Consider the following 16,742-nt stretch of genomic DNA (forward strand, 5'->3'; position numbering starts at 1 on the left):
GAGTTAACACTACAGCCCCCGACCGACCCAACTAACTTGGTCGTGCCGCTCGCGCGGGCACCGACGACAGTTTCGCGGACAATTAGACTTTCACTTTTCGGACCGTGTTACAATTCGAGTGTCGCGTCCCGAGCGCGACGACTTTTCCCGCCTCGAGCGGGTGATCGAACAGCAAGAGCCGCCGCTGCATACGGCGGCTTATTGCGTGGTACAATCAGACCAGCAAGCGCCCGGAAGAATTGCCGGCCGCCCGTACCGTAGCACCAGCCGTTACAGCCAAAGCCGCTTACGTCCTGTACGCGGCTTTTGCGTTGTACAATTGGGCGGGACTGTTCTTTTATTTGCGGTCGGCGGTCCCCCGAGGCTTCCCGCCACCACACGGGTCCGGCCCGGCACACGGCTCCCGGCCGCCCACACAGTTGAACCATTTGCTACTCGGCGCAGCGGACAAGACCGATCGGCTTATCGAAGTGACCAAGCCGCGGTTCTTGCTCATAGACGACGGCCCTATAGCCGAAGCCTTCCTCGCGCATTTTCCCAAGGCGCGGCTGTTCGATCCCTCACTCCACAGCTTCAATCCGCTCGCGGGCATCGACTACAGGCGCGCGCGCGACTTCGCCGACATCCTCTATTCGGCGTCTCCCGGCGGCAAGGACACGCTCACCGTGCGCAACGGCCGGCGTGCCTTAGTGCGCTTGCTATTGGCGGGACCGAGCCGCTTGTCCGATATGCCGGAGCCTGGCGCCGTAAAGGACGACGCCGAGAAGGAAGCGCTCGGCATGGTCGACGAGCTGCTCATGTCGCCGCTATTGACGCGCGTGCTCTGCGGAGGCGGCAAGGCGTTCCGCTTCGGGGAAGGCACGACAGTCGCTAAGCTCGACCGCGCCAAGCTCGGCGACTTCGACGCCTTCGTCGTCGGCGCATTTCTTATGGGGCAGCACAAGGGGCAGATCGTCGTCCCCGACTTCGGCTTTTACGGGCGGCCTCTGCATGCTGCTTTAGTGCGACAGGAAAGGCTCACCGCTGGCCTCCGCTTCCTGGAGGAAGTCCCGCGCCAGCTCGCGCAAGCCCTGCTCACCAGTCCCGACAAGGATGGGTATGGCTGCACGTCCGAAGACGCCGAGACCCTCGCGACGTATACCGATCTGATGCCGGGCACGAACGCCTATGCCGACTTCGTGCAGCGCCGGATCGAGCGGCCCTAAGTTCCGGGAGCTGCGCATGGGCCGAGGGTTGACTCTCGTGTTGCGCGTGTAGTGCAATCGGGGCGGGAGGGCACATCCATGCGCATCACGCTCGGTACAAGGGAATACCAATACGGCCTCGTTTTCAAAAAGCCGAAATGGGCTGTCGAGTGCAAGATAGATTTTTCAGAGGAGGAGCTCGGCATAATCCGACAAAACGACTTGTTGGATCTCCGCATATATACGCAGACAATGCACAATGATCGCCCCGACGAGGCGGTAGACCGCAATCTGAAAGAAGTCATCAAGCACGGCATAATGTGCACGTACAGCACGCCCGTGGATGCGCAAAAATTCGAAAATTACCTCAAGGAAGAGCTTTTGCCGATGCTCAAGAACTACATCCAAGCGAGCGCGCAGAAGTCAGCTGGTCCTCAGACCTTCGAACTCTGATGCCTCCTAAGGACGAGCCCGCCTGGCTTACCTGGACATATACCGTAGTAGGCCTTTTCACCTTCCTCTTCGCCGCGGTTCTGGTCCAGCTCGTTTTCCTTTCATGGCCGTTCTTTCTTGCGCTCGGGCTGGGATTGGCCGCGGCGTGGCTGCTGCTTTGGAGCCCCCAAGCTCGCGCGGCCAAAGCGACAAGGGAGCTGCGCTCGCTTTACGACACCGTTAAGCGCACCCAGGAATCGGTTGCTATCCCATCAATGGACGATTTCGGCCAAGAGCTGGTGGTACGGGTGTCTGACCGCCTCGGCATGTATCCGCCCTACAACGGCCTGGAGCACTTTCTGAACATCCCCTCTGCGCTCTACGGGGCGGAGAACTTGCATGCCGGCTCTCTGCTTCCTCCTCCCGAGACGAAGGACAAGGTGCTGCTGGGACGCTACAAGGACGCGCTCAATAAGCGCCTGCTTCGGCTTTACGAGCCCGATCTGCTGAAGAAGCTATCCGCCCCTATCGCGGAAAGCATCGAAGCGCTTATGGCGGCCCTTCCGCGCACGGCGCTCAGCACGAAAGAAGACATTTCCGCGTCTGCCAACGGGACGCTGACGCCGCCCGCCTTCTTCGTGCCTATCGGAGAAATGCTCGAGCATCCCGGCGAAACCGTCGAAAGGATGATCCTGCCATACTTTTCGAGCGCCGTCCGAGACCTGGGACTGTTCGAGGAATTGAGGGCGCAATTGGACAAGAACGTCGAGGAGGCCAGAGGAGTGATGCCGAGCGCCAGCACGGCGAGCGCTTCGGATGTGGCGGCCCAATATCTCAAAGGCACGCCATTGAGCCGGTTTTTTGAAGCCAACGTACCGTTCCAAATCCCTGACGCTGCCAGGCTGCGGCACCAGTGGATTCTCGGGGACACCGGCGCGGGAAAGACCACCTTCATTTCATCGCTACTCTTGGAAGATTTCAACCGCGTCGCGCGGAATGAGGCGTCCGTGTTCGTGATGGACAGCCAGAACGAGCTGATTCCCGATATTTCCCGGCTGAAGCTTTTCGCGCCGGGGCAGCCGCTAGCGGGGAAGCTCGTCTACCTGGAACCCGACCCGGATTTTCCGCTAGCCCTCAACATTTTCGACGTAAACCAGAAGCGGCTCGGCGCACTATCATCGAAAGACCGCATGATGATGGAGAGCGGCGCGATGTGGATGGTGGAGTTCTTCCTAAGCTCTCTGGTGAAGTCCGAGGCCTCGCCGCACCAAGACACGTTCCTCAATTACCTGGTGCCGGCGCTTCTGGCCATTCCGGACGCGACGATAATGACGTTCAAGGATCTGCTTGAAGATGGCGGATACGACCGCCACAAGCAGCACTTCGGGAAGCTGAGAGAAGACACTCAGCGCTGGCTGGCAACGCGGCTTCATTCCAAGGACGTCTCCGTCACGCGCAATGCGATCCGGGCGCGACTGGACGGATTCACGGCGCGTCCGATTTTCCACGATATGTTCGCCCACCCGCGCAATAGGTTCGATCTTTTCCACGAGATGCAGGAATGCAAGGTCATCCTCGTCAATACGATGGGCGGGTTGCTGAAGAGCGCGACGGAGCCTTTCGGCAGATACTTCATCGCGCGGCTGCTGCAAGCGGCTGAAGAGCGCATGTTCCTGGGCCGCGGCAGCCGGACACCCGTCTTTGCCTATATCGACGAGGCCGCGGATTATATCTCTCAGGAAGAGAACGTCGAAGAGCTTATGAGCAAGGCGCGGAAGCAGAACGTCGGGCTCATCTTCGCCAATCAGCGGCCCTCTCAGATCGCTTCTAACACCGTCAGGGACGCCTTGGCTCGCGCCGCGATCCAATGCCAAGGCATGGCTGCCGGAAAGGGGCCGCCGAACTGGACTGTCTCCCTCGACCGCGGCAAGCCGCTCAAGGTGGCCGTTCCGAATATAAAATTCCAAGACATGCCCAAAATGCGCGAGGAGCAGCACGCCGAGCTCATGATGGATATGAGAGCCAGGTACTCCGCTCCTAGGGCTGCGGCTCAAGAACCCGCCGACGCACCGCGTGAACCGGTCATTATCTCACCGCCTATGGTTGGGGATACCGATGACGGTACCAAGCCGGGGCGGTGGTAGAATTTATTTTGCGCGCGGGCTCGATTGCATAGTGCCGCTAGGCTCGCCGCGCCCGCTCTCCGCTCCTCATCGCGACCTTTTCCAAATCCTGATTTTTGAGCTTTACCCTATGCATGGAAACCCAGACCGATACGCTTAACCGCCGAAGCCGCTGGAGCCGCGAAGGCTCCAAGATCGCGCAGCTGACGGCGCGCGATATCGAGATATTCCGCCTGCTCCAGCGCTACCGCTACCTGTCCGCCGACTACATCCACGCCTTCATAGGCGGCAACAGGAAGCGGCTGGTCGAGCGCCTCAACCTGCTCCAGCGAGAGCCCAACTTCTACCTCTCCCGCCCGGGCCAGCAGCGCCAGAGCTTCAACGCCAACTACCGGCCGCTCATCTACGAGAACGACAGCCGCGCCGAGCGCGTGCTCCAGGAGCGGGGCTACTTCGATCCCACCGAGGCGGTGGCGTGGCTCAATCGCGGGCGCGAGAGCCACATGACCTTCCCCCACTCGGTCATGATCTGCGAGGCGCTGGCCTCGATCGACCTGGGCATGAAGGGCACGCCGGGCCTGCGCTTCATCCCCTGGCAGGAGATACACAAGCGCATGCCGGCGGAGGCGCGCGAGTCGAAGCTCTCCCACTGCCTGCCCGTCAGCATCTCCCACACTATCGCGGGCAAGGAGCACCAGTCTTCCAAGGCGCTCATGCCCGATGCGGTGTTCGGCATCGAGATAGCCGGAGCCGGCGCGCGGTTCTTCGCGCTCGAGTGCGACCGCGACCACGAGCCGCTGGCGCGCTCCAACCTGGAGCAGACGAGCTACCTGCGCAAGATCCTCCAGTACCAGCAGGTGGCGCGGGACAAGACGTACAGATCGCACTGGGGACTGCCGAACCTATTGGCGCTCAACCTGACTACAAGCGAATTCCACCAGAACAAGATCATGGAGCTGGTGCGCGAGCTGACCGGCGGCAAAGGCGCTTCGTACCTCCTGTTCAACACCATGCCGAGCCTCGGCGACTTCGCCCGGCCCGAGCCCCCGGACGGCAGGCTCTTCAAGCAGGCGTGGCGGCGCGCGGGCTTTCCCGACTTCCACCTTTCCCAGCCGTAGCAAGAGGAGGAGCAGATGATGGAATCGCTGAGGGGGATGCCGCCTTGGAAGCGGAAGGAGGAGGTCGAGCGGCGGAAGCGCGTGCGCGCCATCGTGCCGGGCCTCCGCCGCAAGCTCGCGCTGTACCGGCGCGAGCCGACCGCCGGGCATTTCGCCGACATCAGGGAGCTGTTCGCGTCGCTGTACCGCGCACACGTCAACGCCCCGTTCGACTGAGAGGAGGACACACCATGTCATACGAGAGCAAGCTTTCACGCGCCCGCGACCTCATCGCCGAGCGCGACAGGATCGATGCCGAGCTCGAGAGCATCTTCGGCGGCGCCGTCACAAGGGCGCGCGCGCCGCAGAAATGCTCGAAGTGCGGCGTTGACGGGCACACGGCCCGCTATTGCACGCAAGAGGAAAGCCCGGCACTTTAGCCGGGCTTTTTTTCTTCAATGCTGGTCGCTGATGTAATCCTCGCAGCGCTCGAGGACGCGCATCGCGTTCAAGATGTCGGCATGCCCAAGGCTATCGGTTTCTTTCCAGTCCCCGGCCTCGTTCTTGTAACTCTTGGAGAGAGTTACGTTGTAGAACTTCTCGTTCTGAAAAACGGTAGCCGTGACTAGGCCGATGCGAAACTTCACGACAGGCTGATTGCCCTGCGGCATGTGAACCTCTCTTTTCTCCTGCTGTTTGCTCAGATGCAGGTGACAAGGCGCGAATAGAACATCGCGCCAAGAACAGGCTCTACGCTTGGCAGACCTGTCACCCGCATCCGAACCGCCTCTCACTGAATCTTACCATGGTAGAATTGCGAGCAGTCCCGTACATCGAAGGAGGCTGTCATGGCCCGCAAGTTCATCCCGTTCGAGGAAGTAGAGGCGTTAGCGGATATCAGGCAGATCGCGGATATCCTCGGACTGCAACTGAAGCCGTACGGCCAGTCAGGCCAGCTACGGTGCAGCTGCCCCGTTCACGGCGGAGGCGACGACACGCTCGCCATCTCCCCGCACGCGCGCTCGAAGCGCGGAAGCGTCGGCGTCTTCTTTTGCAGGAAGGCGCCCGATCCGAAGGCCGCAGGCGGCGATCGCATCGGCCTGGTCGCCCATATCGAGCAGCTGGAGCAGCAGGAGGCCGCCTACTACATAGCGTCGCATTTCGGATCGGGAGACGAGGACACTCACAGTTCTCCCACAGTGCCACCAGCCCGTGAGAAGGCGACAACGACGCGGGAGACAACCCGCGCTCCGTTCGACCCCGAGGCGTTCGCCAAAGAGAAGCTGGCCTACTCCGAGGAAGTCGCCGCGTTGGGCTTCAGCGAGGAGGACGCGGAGCACTTCGGCGTCGGCTTTTACCGGGGCAAGGTGTACGCGCCGCTCCGGCATCCCGACGGCTCGATCGCGTGCTTTTACGACTACGGCAACGGCACGCTGAAGCTGCCGGCCCGCTCGCGGTGGCTGGAGCAATCCGCGCCCAACGTGATTCCCTTCGGCAAGAAGACTGCATAGCCCCCGATCGGGGGCTTTTCTTTTCGCTCGGCTTTGAAGGGGTGAGAGAGTGGTGCAACGAACGGCGCGACCTTGACAGATTCGCTTTCGCGTTCAGCTCTGTTGTAATGGGGATAGGTTTGCTTGCGCGCTTCTCACCAGTGAGTACAATAGTAAGTATATAAGGTTCGTAATCATTCTTAGCTTATGCAGAGCAAAAAGATTGAAGTGCATTGCTTGTGCGAGGGAACGGGGTTTATCTCCCAGTCCGATTTCATCGGGGACGACACGGAGTTAGTCGAGTGCGCCGAGCATAATCCCGCTTATCATGAGCCTCGTAATCTCAAATCTTCCATGCAGAAAGACTTTGAGGTTCAGTTTGTGATCGACGGCGAAGTGTGCGGCACCAGCTCGGTATCGGTGGTAGACGGCGAGCTGGGCGTGGTTGCGGCCACAGACGAATTCTTCGCCGTGCTTCGCAAGAATGAGAAGCGGCTCGTTCAGGAAGCGGCCGACGAGGAGCGCTCCGAAATTATCGACAACCTGACTTCCGAGCAGGAAGACAAGCTGAACGAGGCTCACGCCGAGGGCTATCACGGCACGGACGACGATATGCCGGACGCCTTCGAGGGCTGGCTTGAAGACCTCTCGCTCGAAGAGCTTAAAAGCATCCTCTCTCTAAACTAACCATGACGCTCAAATCATTCTACGTCGCCGCGCTGGCAACCGGCCTCACGTTCTTCCTCTTCCTGGTCGCATTAATCAATATCCTCTTCTAGTGTATGCGCGAGATCAAATTCAGGGGTCGGGACCAAAAGACCGGTGAGTGGCGTTACGGCTCTCTCATCCTCTGCGAAGAAGATTTTCTCAGCACCATCATGGATGATGAGGCTGAGTACGGTGTGCTCACCGACACAGTAGGCCAATTCACCGGCCTCAAGGACAGGAACGGCAGGGAGATATACGAGGGGGATATTCTCAGCTTTCCCGACACCGAGAGTGAATATGTTGATGTGGGGATTGGCAACTTAAAGGTCGCAGAGTTTCCGCTCAATGCGTTCTTTCCCATTGAGTTCAAGGAAGGCGAATTCGGCATGACCGTTGAAGACACCGAGCACGGCATCGACGGTTGGATAAGCCTACGCGCATTCGATGAGGACTATTACAAAATGTCCGAGTGCGAAGTCATAGGCAACATCTACGAGAACCCCGAACTGCTCAAATGAAAGATCCCCTGAAACAAGCGCGGAAGCTCCTCGCCAGCCAAGGCGGCAGGGCGAGTGCCGACGCGCTCACCCCAGAGCAGCGGAGCGCACGGGCGATTAAGGCTCGCGCGGCTAGGACTGAGAAGGCGCGTCGTCTGGCGCAGGAGAATCCGGCGCGGCCGTAGTGCCCTCGTTGTACTCGTCGACCGCGGCCTCGAATCTGGCCTCACGCGCATCTATCTCGTCGTCCACGGTGAAATCCTTAGGCGCAGCCTGTTTCGCGCGTCCTGGCGCATCCTGTGCGGTCTGGCGGGCATCCTTGGCCTCGAAGTGCGCGCGCTCCCGCGCGGATACCCTCGCCTCCTCCTTCCATCGCGACGTAGCGCTGCGCCACTCGTCCTCCTGCCTGATTTCTTCCGGCGAGCGCGCGCGCATCCTGTCGCGCGCCCAGCGCTGCCGCTCGAACGTCTTGTTCACGGCGAGGAGGATCTCGGCCTCGCTGTACACGCCGCTCCCCAAGCCGATATCGGCGCCGCGGAGCTGCCTGGGATTGCGCGCGTTCGGAGTCACGGGGCCGAGGCACTTGCTGTCCGTCTTCGGCGTCCTGCGCCCCGCCACGCGGTACGAGCGCTGCAGATACCTGTAGTGGCGGCCCTTGATGCGCTTGATGACGATGTACATCGCCGAGCCTATACGCCGTTTCCGCGAGTTTGTTGACTCGCCGCATGCGCCCTCACCGCTCCGCATGCCGCGCATGCCTGTGCATAGCGAACAGGAATTATTTTCGCGCGCGGTACGATGGAGCGTGGAGGTGTTCCATGTCCCACATAATGAAAGTCGAGCTTGAAGGCTTAAGCACCGGCTTCTTCGTCATCCAGCCCGCCTACAGCGAGAAGGAATTCAGGGAGCTGGTCGAGAGCAAGCTCCCCACTGCGTTCGTAGAGCCTTACATGGGCGTCTACCGCGACCTGAAGGGGAGCAGGAGCGGGTCGCTCTTCTGCGACGGCAAGAGCCCGTGGGTCATCGTCGTGTTCGGCAGCGACCCCAGGCTCATACGCCGCCTCACGCTGCACGAGATCGTGCATCTCTCGAAGGAGATCGTGCCGATCGACGGCAGGCGCTTCAACTTCATTGAGCGCGCCTACGCAGCGGTGAAGATCCCGATGGAGGACAGCTATGGCTTTGGTGAAGCTTGACGTGACTGAGGAGGAGCTGGACGAGGCTCTTCGGAAATTCGACGAGGACAGGAGGTGGAAATCGGACCATCCCGGCCGCGGGATGACGATCGACGCGCTCTCCTGCATCATCATCGCCCTCGAGCGATTGCGCGATGCCATCCGCAACACGTCGTGACAAGCACAGGCCCCTTACGAGGGGCCTTTTTCTTTCAAGGTACAATGAGGAGCGGACTAGTCCTACCAACAGGAGGTTCGCTTGGGAGTTCAGCAGCTCTACCAGAAAGTCACCGACGACATCATACGCGAGATCGAGGCGGGCAACCTTCCGCCTTGGCTCCAGCCTTGGAAGCAAGGCAGGCGCGGCGGCATCATCCCGATCAACGCCGTCACCCGGAATTGCTACAACGGCCTCAACGTCCTGATGCTATGGGCCGAGCGGCAGGAGAAGCAGTATCCGCTCGCGGAATGGCTCACGTACAAGCAATGCCAGGAAGCAGGCGGCCAAGTCCGCAAGGGCGAGAAGAGCACGCCCGGCATTTACGTCAACAAGCAGGTTATCGAGAAGGGCACAGAGGACGAGTGGCTGGTGCCTTTCATGCGCCAGTTCAACGTCTTCAATCTCAGCCAATGCGACGGCCTGGACCATATTGCCGATGCCGGCAAAATGGTCGAGCTGCCCGAGCATGAGCGCAACGAGCAGGCAGAGGCGTTCTTCGCCGCGATAGGAGCCGAGGTTCGGTGGGGCGAGCCGATGGCCGCATACATCCCCTCGCGAGACATGATCGTGATGCCCGAGCGCGGAGCCTTCCGCAATGCCGAAAGCCTCTACGCCACCTGGGCGCACGAAAGTGCGCACTGGACGGGCGCTAAGCACCGCCTGGACCGAGACCTGAAATCGCGGTTCGACCAGGACGCCTACGCCTTCGAGGAATTGGTGGCGGAAATCTCAAGCGCGATGACCTGCGCGCACCTGCAAGTGAAAGGGGAATTGCGCCATGCGTCGTACTGCCAGAGCTGGCTCGAAGTGCTCAGGAAGGACAGCCGAGCGATACTTTCGGCTGCCAGTCTGGCGTCTAAGGCCACGGACTACCTTCGGGCATTCTCAGAAGAAAAGCGGGAGGCCGCATGACCCGCATCAACCGCGCGTACGTCAAGCGGCTCGAAGACCTCATCATGCAGCTCGATAGCACGTTCTCCGACATCGAGAGCTCGCACACCAAGGGCTACCTGTCGCGGGACATGCTGGCGCTCCACAAGGAGGCCGACCGCATCCGCGACAGCAGGAACGCGATGGCGAAGAAGACATGAGGGCCTACGGGCCCTCTTTTTCGTTAGTGAGCCGCGCCGCGTTCTAGCGCTGCGTGTGCGTCGTTCTGTCCGCTTGCCGCACGGAACGACAGCGAGGTATCCGCATTTCCCGCGACGACGATGACGACCTTCAGCTACAGCATAACGGACCTTTCCCATTATGAATCGGACCTCATCGAGGTCACGTGGGAGTCGGATGACGAAGCGGTGAGCTTCGGGAACGACATCGCGCGCGAGATGCTCGAGCGCATGCCAGAGCTGGCACGCAGGGGCTGGAGCGTCAGCGTGTACGACAGCCGGAGGCGTCTCGTCTCCGTCGTCCCGATCGGCGCGGTCAGCTAGCATGCTATCGTTGATAGGTGACGCTCACGCTATCGGGCGAGCCGAAATCGACGCAGCACATCTACGGCCTCGTATGCTACGGCCGGCATCCCAAGCGCTACATGAGCCACGAAGGACGCGCTCTGAAGGAGCGGTACCAGGCGGAAGCGCGGGCGCAATGGCGCGATAAGCCGCTCAAGGGCGAGGTGCGCATGCACGTCACGCTTTACTTCGGCACCAGGCGCCGCGTCGACTGGGACAATTTCCACAAGCTCTCCTGCGACGCGCTCAGCGGCATCGCCTACGAGGATGACAGCCAGATACGGCAGGTGACGGTCATGCTCGCTTATGACAAGGCGAATCCGCGCATCGAGATCGCGGTTGCGCCGCTTTAGCCAGCGATTGCGGAACTTTTATTTCCCTTCTTGGTTGTGACACAGCCCTGACGACCGTCAGCGGCTTTATTCAAACTCCACTGAATTCGCATAATCCTTCCAAGGAGACCTCAGATGCGTAGCTCAATGATGCTGATAGCCGGAGCACTAGCGATTCTTGCGGGCCCGCTTGCACAGCCCGCGCACGCGGACAGCAAAGACGAGTTCAAGAAGGGATGCGAGTCCAGCCGGCCTCCCGGCTCGTTCGTCGAGAACGTGGACAACGTCCAGTGCAATACAAGCGGCGGCACTACGATTACGTGCGATAAGTCAATCAAGCAGTGCGGCGTGGCCTCGCTGGGCCCGGAAAAGCCGTGCACGCCCGGCGTTGCGCATCGTCTGGACCTCACAAGCGAGCTACTGGGCTTGAGCTGCCAGCCGATCGTGGTTCGCGATAGAACTGTGCCCTCTGGTATGGACCTTGACCACTCTGACCCCGCTCTCCCCGGATCGCGTCACTGATCCAGGTCGCGCCTAGTGCTGCCGATTAGCCGTCAGCGCCCGCAAGGGGCTGGCGGCTTTCGTTTTGCTAGCCAATTCATCTTTGAGAATGGGAGACTGCGGCGTGCTGCGCGTGCCCGTGAGGCGGCGGATGGCTTCGCCCGTTCGTCAAGTATACGAGGACGGCCATCAGCACCACGACGGCGCTTGCCACCGGCCAGCCGGCCTCGCGGCTGTTGTCTCTCCTGCGAGCGATGTCAGGGTTTGGGATCAGCATGTGCATTCCCCATATGCGCGATTTATGCACCGCCCGTTTAAGCGCGGTAAGCCTTAACGGTCCGTTATCGAACTTAACGCGGCCTAACACATGAGCGTGATAGCATCAGGAAGGGCCGGAGGGTTCGCCGCCCGTCCATATCTGAACGCGGGCGAACGGGTAACGCGAGTTCGATTCCGCGCGCCGTGCAATCCGGCATGACTTCATAGCCTGGTCGGCTTATCCGGGGCGGCTGCGGTTCGACTCCGCAAGGCTCACAGCGTGGTACAATTTCGGCATGAGTGCGGACGAAGCATTCCTGCGCAGCATCCTCAGCGGCATCGTGCTCCAGCCCGAGCGTATGCGCTTGGCGCGCTCCGAGGACCCGCGCGGCATCCTCTTCCGCATCTCATTGGCCAAGTCCGACATGCCATTGCTGATAGGGAAAGCGGGGCAGAGCATCGGCGCGGTGCGCCACATCATGAAGATGTACCGCAAGGACGGGACCAACATATCGCTCATACTGGAGGAGCCTGGCCAGCGAACGATATGAACCACGCTTGCCCTATCCCGGAATGCGGCTTCATCTGCAATGACGTTCTCACGCTAGCCGGCCATATGGAGAATATGCATGGCGCTCCCCGCCGCGCGCCTTCGATGGTCGAGCGGAACGAATTCAACAAGGACTGGTTCGATGAGGGGCGCGCTGCCGGCTTCAGCGACGAGCAGCTAACATTTTTGGAGAGGTGGCATACGCCGCCGACAGAGCTGGACGATTTGCTCTGAACCCTGTCAAGTTAATAACCCGAATTTATGGCACGACCAGTAGGCTCAACGACGCGACCCCAATTCCACACTTATACGGACGAGAACGACCGCAAGGAGTTCGTCAAATACATCCGCGAGAATTATCAGCACGATCCTTACCTGGCCAAGTGGTACGGCGACCAGATGTTCGGCAAGGCCGTGCAGCCCCTGGCGGGACACGACGGCGGCCCCCTCTTCTCCTTCGATGACGAGACCAAAGCAAAAGCAAGAAAAGCCTGGGAAGGGATTGTCGGTTAGGGAAGCCCTCGAGGCGGACCTGGACGGCAAGGCGGATAGCAGGGATATCCGCGCCCTCTTCGCGTTCGACTCCACCCTGACCGAGGAAGAGGTGGTGCTGCGCTTCCGCCTATGGAGCCGGCACTTCTTCTTCCGCTTCTTCCACACGGGCGACGCGCCGTTCCACCGCGAGATGGACAGGCGCGATCTAGCCGTCTACCGGGGGACCGAGCCGGTATTCGTCAACGCGGGCTTCCGCGGATGCGCCAAGACGACGCGCGCCAAGCTGTTCCTCGCCTTCTGCATCGCCAACGACGTGGAGCATAGGCACCGCTACATCAAGACGCTCTCCGAGGACTACGCCAACGCGCGGCAGAACGTGACCGACCTGTACAACCTGCTCATCTCCCCCCGCATCAAGCACCACTACCCGGAGATATTCGAGAAGACCGACGCCAAGCGCGAGGAGACGATGGCCAGCTTTACCACCGCAACCGGGGTGAAGGTGCGCGCGGACTCGGTCGGCATGGGCCAGCGCGGCGACATCCAGGAGGACAGCCGCCCCTCATTGCTCTGGTTCGAGGACTTCGAGAACAGGAAGGTATTGCGCTCGGCAGTCACGCTCCAGTCGATCTGGGACAACATGGAGGAGGCGCGCACCGGCATGGCGACGCACGGCGGCGCGCTCTACAACTGCAACTACCTCTCCGAGCGCGGCAACGTGCACCGCCTCGTCGAGAAGCATCCCGATTGCACGCTCATCACCCCGATAAGGAAGGACGGCAAGCCGACATGGCCCGAGGCGTACACGCCCGAGGCAATCAAGCGCATCGAGAAGGCGGCCGAGGACTTCGCCGGCGAGTATTTGCAGGAGCCGTCCATCGGCGCCGACATCTTCTTCGACCGCGCGTCCTTGGACAGGCAGCCGAAGCTGGCGCCGCGCCGCACGGTCGCGGGCTTCAAGCTCTTCCATGAGTTCGACCCGAGCCACAGATACGGCAGCGGGCACGACATCGCCGGCGGCGTCGGCTTGGACAGCTCGACTTCCGTATTCATCGACTTCTCGACGATGCCCAACCGCGTGGCCGCCACCTACCGAAACAGCCTCATCAAGCCGGACGTGCTCGCCGACGAGATCGTGCGCCAGGCGGAGACGTACGGCGAGTGCATCGTGGCGCCCGAGAGCAACAACTTCGGCGCGGCGACGATCACGAGGCTGAAGCAAACCTACGAGAACATCTTCGTCATGGAGCAGTTCTCGGGCACGCAGGTGCTGGAGCGCAAGGACCGCACTTACGGCTGGCATACCAATACGGCCACCAAGCCGCACATGCTCATGGACCTGCGCAAGGCGGTGGAGGACGGCATGCTGGAGCTGAGCGACCCGGACCTCATCGCCGAGCTGAGGGCCTACACCCGGGACGACCTCATGGACCGCGACGAGGACGTGCGCCTCACGACGCGGCACTTCGACCTCCTCATCGCGTGCGCCATCGCGTGGCAGATGCGCGCCTTCGCGACGAAGTCGTACCGCCGAGGAGCAGTCCAAAGCGACATTAACCAAGGCCAGCAGACGCAGGATTTCGACGTGTACTAGGCAGGAACAAAGGCCAAGGCATCCGCATTGCTTCGCTATCCTTTGGAGCAACAATGAAGAAAATCGTCTTGAGCGCGCTCATTGCATGCGCGGCCGCGCTCTCCTTTGCGGAGGCTGAAGAAGCGGCCCATTACTACGTCGTGCTGGACACCGCGACCAACAGGTGCGCGATCATCGACCACAAGCCAAACAGCGGGACCCCCGCTATCGATGAGAGGATCTACTTCAAGACGCGGCCCGAAGCGGAGGAAGGCATGAAAGCCATGAAGGAATGCAGGACGCTGCAGGCCAGCTCCCCTAATAATCCTCGCGAATGAAGCAGGCTTAGGCACAGCCATGAGCTTGACGCGGCGGAAAGGTGCTACACTTACGGCATGCCAGCCGCCACCGAAGAGCGCGCCGACGAAACGACAAGCACCGAGGAAGAGACCAAAGCCGAGGCCGAGCGCCTCGCTAATCTGCTTTTGCAGATAGAGGCCGAGCGCAAGCTGTGCGCCGACTTCATGGCGCCCAAGCGCGCGAAGTGGCTCAGGCGGCTCAGGCTCTACAACAACCAGGCCCGCGACGAGAGCAAGGTGGGCGACCCCCTGCTCTTCACCGTGTTCCAGACCGTATTCGCCGCGCTCTACGACGACCGCCTCTCGGCCGTGTTCGAGGGCAACGACGAGGGCGACCAGGACACCGCCGAGAACCTGACCGACCTCGCCGAGCACGACTACCGCGTCATGCAGAAGGACGAGGCGGACTACGAGTGGATATGGGACGCCTGCTTCTTCGGCCGCGGCCTGCTGCTCCTCAACGAGTTCGACCGCAGCGCCGGCGTCATGGCCCCGGTCACCGAGGTCATCGACCCCGTGATGTGGCTGCGCGACCCGCGCGCAACGTCCGTCAACGGCGACCAGCGCGGTCGCGGAGCTATGCGCTTCGGCGGCAGGGAAATATCGCTCGCCAAGTGGGAGATGGAGGCGATACCCGGCTACAAGAACCTCGACCAGCTGAAGAAGGCCAAGGAGTACGACAGCGTCACCGACGAGGCCAAGCAGGCCCGCCGCGCCGCGCAGGGCACGTCCGACACCAAGAATGAGGAGGAGGCGCTCGACGAGAACTACGAGTACGCGCTGCTCGAGTGGTTCACGACCGTCAACGGCAAGAAGAAGATCGTCACGACCGCAAACGGCGGCAAGCTGGTGGTGCGCGAGCAGGACATAAAGGGCGAGCGCTGGCCGATCATGGACCGGCCGCTCTTCCCCGTCTCGCACGACTGGGACGGCGTCTCCATCCCCGACCTCATCGAGGACAAGCAGCGCGCACGCGCCAAGATGATCAACCTCGGGCTGGACGCGGCCATCGCGGACCTGCACCCGATGTACCTCTACAACAAGAAGAAGATACGCAACCGCAACGACCTCAACTTCGCCTTCAACAAGATGGTCGGCGTCGCCGGCGACGTGAACAACGCCGTCATGCCGATGAACAAGGCGACGGCGGTGACGGCGCAGGTGCAGAACATCCTCAACGTGCTCGACGTGGCGGCGCAGAAGGCCGTGGCGGCGCCCGAGATCGCGCAGGGCGTCTCGCCGGCGCAGGAGCGCACGCTGGGGGAGAACGAGCTGGTCGCGGCGGCCCGCAGCGCGCGCAGCTCGCTGTCTGCCGCCATCTTCGGCTGGAGCGAGCGCCGCTTCTGGAACCAGTGGTACTGGCTCTACAAGCACCACTTCAAGGAGGACATCGACGAGAAGGTCATCCGAATCAGGGGGCCGCTCGCCACCTCGTGGCGCACCCTCACGAAGGAGAACATCGTCGCGGAGGTCGATCCCGACGTGTACGTCGAGAGCCTGCGCGTCGCCGAGGCCAAGCGCAAGCGCGACTTCGCGGAGTTCTCGGCGTTCGCGCAGATCGCGATGCAGGACCCGCAGACCAACCGCCGCTACCTATTGCGCCGCCTCGGCCGCATCAGCCGCCTGAAGACCGCCGAGCTCTTCCTCATGTTCCCGCCCACGATCGACGAGCTGAAGGCGGAGGACGAGAACCAGCTGCTCAGCGACAACAAATTCGTCGAGCTGGGCGCGTTCGACGACGACGCGGTCCACCTCGAGAAGCACAAGGACGCCGCGTCCACGCCGGCGACGATGGCCCATATCGAGGCGCACAAGAAGATGATGATGCACAAGCGCGAGAACCCGCAGGCGTTCCCGCAGCTCGCGGCCGCGCAGCCCGGCATGGACCTCAATCCCGTGTCGGCGCCGGCGCCTGAGCGGCAGAAGTCCACAGCGCCGATGGGCCAATCGTTCGCGCAATAAATTATGGATGGTACTATCGAGCTAACGACGGAAGAGAAAAAGGCGCGCACAGCGGCCTTGGCAGACCTTCTCAATCATCCGGGCTGGAAGATACTGGTCGACGAGCTGGGCGGCGACATCGCCCTCACTGAGGCCAAGCTGTTCGGCGAGGCGCCGCTTGCGGAGGGCGAGACGGTCGAGGGCCTGCGCCGCGAGCGCGTCGACCGCATGGAGCTGCGCGACCTGCCGAAGAACCTCATCGAGGAGTACGCGGAGGACGAGCCGGAAGACGTGTCGCAGGAAGTGTACGACTGATGAATTGAGCGCTGTCCATGAGGCCTCATGGATGGCAC

The 16,742-nt window shown here is 61.5% G+C and carries 24 protein-coding genes; 22 read left to right on the top strand and 2 right to left on the bottom strand.

Going from position 1 to position 16,742, the window contains the following annotated elements:
- Positions 1 to 419 precede the first annotated feature (419 nt).
- The 6 genes from AC1RT6_RS09465 (at position 420) to AC1RT6_RS09490 (ending at position 5,276) form a co-directional block, all read left to right on the top strand.
- Positions 420 to 1,205, top strand: coding sequence for a hypothetical protein (locus AC1RT6_RS09465; protein WP_493029463.1), 786 nt, complete (start codon positions 420 to 422; stop codon positions 1,203 to 1,205).
- A gap of 78 nt (positions 1,206 to 1,283) precedes the next feature.
- Positions 1,284 to 1,637, top strand: a complete 354-nt coding sequence (locus AC1RT6_RS09470; protein ID WP_472791160.1) for a hypothetical protein — start codon at positions 1,284 to 1,286, stop codon at positions 1,635 to 1,637.
- Complete coding sequence (locus tag AC1RT6_RS09475) at positions 1,637 to 3,760, top strand: helicase HerA domain-containing protein (RefSeq protein WP_493029464.1); 2,124 nt, start codon at positions 1,637 to 1,639, stop codon at positions 3,758 to 3,760. The genes AC1RT6_RS09470 and AC1RT6_RS09475 overlap by 1 nt, the downstream gene beginning before the upstream one ends.
- 113 nt (positions 3,761 to 3,873) lie before the next feature.
- The gene (locus tag AC1RT6_RS09480; RefSeq protein WP_493029465.1) at positions 3,874 to 4,857 is read left to right on the top strand and encodes a replication-relaxation family protein; all 984 of its coding nucleotides are present in this window, start codon (positions 3,874 to 3,876) and stop codon (positions 4,855 to 4,857) included.
- 18 nt (positions 4,858 to 4,875) lie between these two features.
- Positions 4,876 to 5,073, top strand: a complete 198-nt coding sequence (locus tag AC1RT6_RS09485) for a hypothetical protein (protein ID WP_493029466.1) — start codon at positions 4,876 to 4,878, stop codon at positions 5,071 to 5,073.
- Between the two features lie 14 nt (positions 5,074 to 5,087).
- Positions 5,088 to 5,276: a hypothetical protein gene (locus tag AC1RT6_RS09490; protein ID WP_472791155.1), complete on the top strand. Its 189-nt coding sequence runs from the start codon at positions 5,088 to 5,090 to the stop codon at positions 5,274 to 5,276.
- A gap of 15 nt (positions 5,277 to 5,291) precedes the next feature.
- Here AC1RT6_RS09490 and AC1RT6_RS09495 read toward each other — a convergent pair whose 3' ends face one another.
- Positions 5,292 to 5,507: a hypothetical protein gene (locus AC1RT6_RS09495; RefSeq protein WP_472791154.1), complete on the bottom strand. Its 216-nt coding sequence runs from the start codon at positions 5,505 to 5,507 to the stop codon at positions 5,292 to 5,294.
- Positions 5,508 to 5,684: 177 nt separating this feature from the next.
- Between AC1RT6_RS09495 and AC1RT6_RS09500 the strand changes: the two genes are divergently transcribed.
- The 3 genes from AC1RT6_RS09500 (at position 5,685) to AC1RT6_RS09510 (ending at position 7,552) form a co-directional block, all read left to right on the top strand.
- The gene (locus AC1RT6_RS09500; protein WP_472791153.1) at positions 5,685 to 6,347 is read left to right on the top strand and encodes a hypothetical protein; all 663 of its coding nucleotides are present in this window, start codon (positions 5,685 to 5,687) and stop codon (positions 6,345 to 6,347) included.
- 186 nt (positions 6,348 to 6,533) lie between these two features.
- The gene (locus tag AC1RT6_RS09505; RefSeq protein ID WP_472791152.1) at positions 6,534 to 7,013 is read left to right on the top strand and encodes a hypothetical protein; all 480 of its coding nucleotides are present in this window, start codon (positions 6,534 to 6,536) and stop codon (positions 7,011 to 7,013) included.
- A 95-nt stretch (positions 7,014 to 7,108) separates the two neighbouring features.
- On the top strand, positions 7,109 to 7,552 hold the full coding sequence (locus tag AC1RT6_RS09510) for a YopX family protein (RefSeq protein ID WP_472791151.1): 444 nt from the start codon (positions 7,109 to 7,111) through the stop codon (positions 7,550 to 7,552).
- Positions 7,553 to 7,663: 111 nt separating this feature from the next.
- On the opposite strand, the gene AC1RT6_RS09515 is transcribed toward AC1RT6_RS09510, so the two are convergent.
- Entirely contained in the window at positions 7,664 to 8,212 is a 549-nt protein-coding gene (locus AC1RT6_RS09515) for a hypothetical protein (protein WP_493029467.1), read from the bottom strand.
- A gap of 137 nt (positions 8,213 to 8,349) precedes the next feature.
- Between AC1RT6_RS09515 and AC1RT6_RS09520 the strand changes: the two genes are divergently transcribed.
- From AC1RT6_RS09520 to AC1RT6_RS09580, 13 genes are all read left to right on the top strand, one after another.
- Entirely contained in the window at positions 8,350 to 8,727 is a 378-nt protein-coding gene (locus AC1RT6_RS09520) for a hypothetical protein (protein ID WP_472791149.1), read from the top strand.
- Positions 8,708 to 8,884 carry a hypothetical protein gene (locus tag AC1RT6_RS09525; RefSeq protein ID WP_472791148.1) on the top strand — a complete coding sequence of 59 codons (177 nt, stop codon included), beginning with the start codon at positions 8,708 to 8,710 and terminating at the stop codon, positions 8,882 to 8,884. The genes AC1RT6_RS09520 and AC1RT6_RS09525 overlap by 20 nt, the downstream gene beginning before the upstream one ends.
- Positions 8,885 to 8,965: 81 nt before the next feature.
- Positions 8,966 to 9,838: an ArdC family protein gene (locus tag AC1RT6_RS09530; protein WP_472791147.1), complete on the top strand. Its 873-nt coding sequence runs from the start codon at positions 8,966 to 8,968 to the stop codon at positions 9,836 to 9,838.
- On the top strand, positions 9,835 to 10,017 hold the full coding sequence (locus AC1RT6_RS09535) for a hypothetical protein (protein ID WP_493029468.1): 183 nt from the start codon (positions 9,835 to 9,837) through the stop codon (positions 10,015 to 10,017). The genes AC1RT6_RS09530 and AC1RT6_RS09535 overlap by 4 nt, the downstream gene beginning before the upstream one ends.
- A 120-nt stretch (positions 10,018 to 10,137) precedes the next feature.
- Positions 10,138 to 10,359 (top strand): DUF6894 family protein, encoded by a 222-nt coding sequence (locus AC1RT6_RS09540; RefSeq protein ID WP_472791145.1) that lies wholly within the window; start codon positions 10,138 to 10,140, stop codon positions 10,357 to 10,359.
- A 17-nt stretch (positions 10,360 to 10,376) separates the two neighbouring features.
- A complete protein-coding gene (locus tag AC1RT6_RS09545) occupies positions 10,377 to 10,733 on the top strand; it encodes a RusA family crossover junction endodeoxyribonuclease (protein WP_472791144.1) in 357 nt (118 codons plus the stop codon).
- Positions 10,734 to 11,767: 1,034 nt separating this feature from the next.
- On the top strand, positions 11,768 to 12,022 hold the full coding sequence (locus AC1RT6_RS09550) for a KH domain-containing protein (RefSeq protein ID WP_472791143.1): 255 nt from the start codon (positions 11,768 to 11,770) through the stop codon (positions 12,020 to 12,022).
- A complete protein-coding gene (locus AC1RT6_RS09555; protein WP_472791142.1) occupies positions 12,019 to 12,255 on the top strand; it encodes a hypothetical protein in 237 nt (78 codons plus the stop codon). Before AC1RT6_RS09550 ends, AC1RT6_RS09555 begins: the two co-directional genes overlap by 4 nt.
- Before the next feature lie 27 nt (positions 12,256 to 12,282).
- Positions 12,283 to 12,534, top strand: coding sequence for a hypothetical protein (locus tag AC1RT6_RS09560; protein WP_472791141.1), 252 nt, complete (start codon positions 12,283 to 12,285; stop codon positions 12,532 to 12,534).
- On the top strand, positions 12,524 to 14,110 hold the full coding sequence (locus AC1RT6_RS09565) for a terminase large subunit (protein WP_472791140.1): 1,587 nt from the start codon (positions 12,524 to 12,526) through the stop codon (positions 14,108 to 14,110). Before AC1RT6_RS09560 ends, AC1RT6_RS09565 begins: the two co-directional genes overlap by 11 nt.
- A gap of 53 nt (positions 14,111 to 14,163) precedes the next feature.
- Positions 14,164 to 14,427, top strand: coding sequence for a hypothetical protein (locus AC1RT6_RS09570; RefSeq protein ID WP_472791139.1), 264 nt, complete (start codon positions 14,164 to 14,166; stop codon positions 14,425 to 14,427).
- 57 nt (positions 14,428 to 14,484) lie between these two features.
- A complete protein-coding gene (locus AC1RT6_RS09575; protein WP_472791138.1) occupies positions 14,485 to 16,410 on the top strand; it encodes a portal protein in 1,926 nt (641 codons plus the stop codon).
- A 3-nt stretch (positions 16,411 to 16,413) separates the two neighbouring features.
- A complete protein-coding gene (locus tag AC1RT6_RS09580) occupies positions 16,414 to 16,704 on the top strand; it encodes a hypothetical protein (protein ID WP_472791137.1) in 291 nt (96 codons plus the stop codon).
- The last annotated feature ends 38 nt before the right edge of the window (positions 16,705 to 16,742 follow it).

This window comes from Nitrobacter sp. MLSD-S21 (genome assembly GCF_058809865.1).